This is a genomic window from Bacteroidota bacterium (genome assembly GCA_038746285.1).
In the GTDB taxonomy this organism is placed as follows: Bacteria; Bacteroidota; Rhodothermia; order Rhodothermales; family JANQRZ01; genus JANQRZ01.
In genome coordinates, this window is record JBCDKT010000114.1 from 1 (window position 1) to 2,043 (window position 2,043).

The window sequence follows — 2,043 nt, forward strand, 5'->3', positions numbered from 1 at the left end:
CCCGGCGTCGGAGGCTCGGGTGAGTCCTCCGCGGTCCCCTCCGGTGGACCGGTCGGGTTTGCAGCGGCCAGGAACCGAGAGACACTCGCCGGCGAGCCCATGTAGAGGTACCGCGTGAGCCGGTCGAGGACCACGCGCGTTTCGGACCCGGCGACGGGTCCTGGCCGGGTGGTTGCGCGCTGGGCGCTCACGAGGACGGGCCAAACGGAGACGTGATGCGCCCAGAGGGCAAACGGAGCGTAGAAGCCCGTCGCGTCGGAGACCCCATCGTCGATGACGGGTCGAACGTCCCAGTCGATGTGGAGCGAGATGTAGCGGTGCGAGCCCCCGTACCCGACGACGACGTCGAGGTAGGGGGGCGCCTCGAGCGGCCCTCCGGTCGTTGACCGGAGGGCGACGAGGTCAAAGTCGGTGGGGCGTAGGGAACCCCTGCGACCGTCGCGGTGGCGCGGTTGCATACCAGGGAGGGATACCGAACGTATACCTTGAGTATACCTGGTCTCTGCCGGCGGCGCCAGGGGGATATATTGCCACCCCAGCCCCCTCCGCCGTCCCGACCTCGCTACTCCCACACATGCCTCAGACAGACGCTCCAGAGACCGGGGGCGAACGCGAGGGCGACAAACTCCACTGGCTCGACGAGCCCGCAATCAAGCAGCCCTGCACGTCCACCGTGACCGTGAAGACCACGGCCGGCGAGCGCGAGCAGATCAAACGGGCAGCGGCCGCCCTCGGACTTACGACCTCGGCCTACGTTCGGTCCCGGATCTTTTCCCTGGACGAGTCCAATGTCGGGGCGTGGCGGGCCGTGTACGGCCACCTCCTCAAGCTCGACGAGGCCGTCGCCAAGGGCGTGGAGCCATCGGAGGCGATTCAGGAGTTCCGGAAAGCCTTCCGGGACATCGCCCGCAGCGCGTTCCCGGACTCCGACTAGACGCACCGCCCCAGGGCGCCCAGAGCTCCACCGAGGTGTCTCGGGCCTACGGGTCCCAGACGAGCACGGGGTGGAGCACGCCGCGAACGGCGTCTACGGGTCCGTAGTAGCGCGAGTCGAGCGAGTACGGGACCCGGGAGCTGTGCACCCAGTACTCCCCGGCCCCCAGCACGTGCCTTCCTAGAGCGGCTGTCACCGGCTCCCCGAGCCGGCTCTCAGCGAGGGGCTCCGATGCGGGCAGGAGACGGCCGTTGACGCGGACGCCCGAGCGCGCGACGACGACGGTGTCCCCAGGCAGCGCTGCGAGCGGTTTGGCGAGCTCGGCGTAGCGGGCCGGCTGATCGGGCCTGGGGTGATGTCGGACGCAGTCGTCGCCCGAGAGGAAGAAGCGCTCGACCGACGCCGAGGCATCCGGGTCGGCGCAGAACATGACGACCGCACCGGGACGGGCTGTGGCGGGGTCGAAGGGCTCCGTCGTGTAGAGCCCGCGCGGGATGCTCGCCGTCCAGTTGAGACGGAGGGCGTCGTGTGCGACGACGAGGGTGACCGGCAGCAGGACAAGCAGGAAGACGACACCGACCCTGCGTTTCCACGTGACGATCCTGCGGAGCCTACTGGCCGTCCTGGCAGACCTCTTGACCGTCTCCGGGGACCCGGCTCGCGACGCGTGAGTCCGCCGTGTCATCGCCCGCCAGGCGCCCCCCCTCGCTGCGCGGTCGCCCAGCGGTTCCATGCTCGGCCGTGCACGTCCCTCGCCTCCGCGTAGGAGCGGCCGTAGCGTTCGGTTAGGGCGACCGGGTCCAGCGGCCCCGAGGGGCTCCGGACCTCGTAGTGGAGGTGCGGCCCCGTCGCGAGCCCCGTCTCGCCTACAAACCCGAGAACGGCCCCTCGGCTCACCGGGACCCCCGGCGCGATGCCTGGGGCGACCGCGTCGAGGTGGGCGTAGCGCGTGACGAGGCCCGACTGGGGGTGACGGACGTCCACAGTCAGGCCGTAGCCGCCCCGCACTCCGGACCACGCGACGACCCCCGAGGCGGTCGCGAGGGCCGGCGTCCCGAGAGGAGCCGCGAGGTCGACGCCGTCGTGGTGGCGGACGTCGCCGATGACGG

The 2,043-nt window shown here is 70.8% G+C and carries 4 protein-coding genes; 1 reads left to right on the forward strand and 3 read right to left on the reverse strand.

Annotated features, from left to right (window positions below; genetic code table 11):
* Window positions 1-458, reverse strand: a 458-nt coding sequence (locus AAGI91_17675; protein MEM1044443.1) for a hypothetical protein, incomplete at its 3' end; no start/stop codon positions are given.
* A gap of 116 nt (window positions 459-574) precedes the next feature.
* On the opposite strand from AAGI91_17675, the gene AAGI91_17680 reads away from it, so the two are divergent.
* Window positions 575-934 (forward strand): hypothetical protein, encoded by a 360-nt coding sequence (locus AAGI91_17680; GenBank protein ID MEM1044444.1) that lies wholly within the window; start codon window positions 575-577, stop codon window positions 932-934.
* Between the two features lie 46 nt (window positions 935-980).
* On the opposite strand, the gene AAGI91_17685 is transcribed toward AAGI91_17680, so the two are convergent.
* Window positions 981-1,619, reverse strand: coding sequence for a S26 family signal peptidase (locus AAGI91_17685; GenBank protein ID MEM1044445.1), 639 nt, complete (start codon window positions 1,617-1,619; stop codon window positions 981-983).
* On the reverse strand, window positions 1,616-2,043 hold a 428-nt coding region (locus AAGI91_17690; protein ID MEM1044446.1), incomplete at its 5' end, for a M23 family metallopeptidase. The genes AAGI91_17685 and AAGI91_17690, both read right to left, overlap by 4 nt.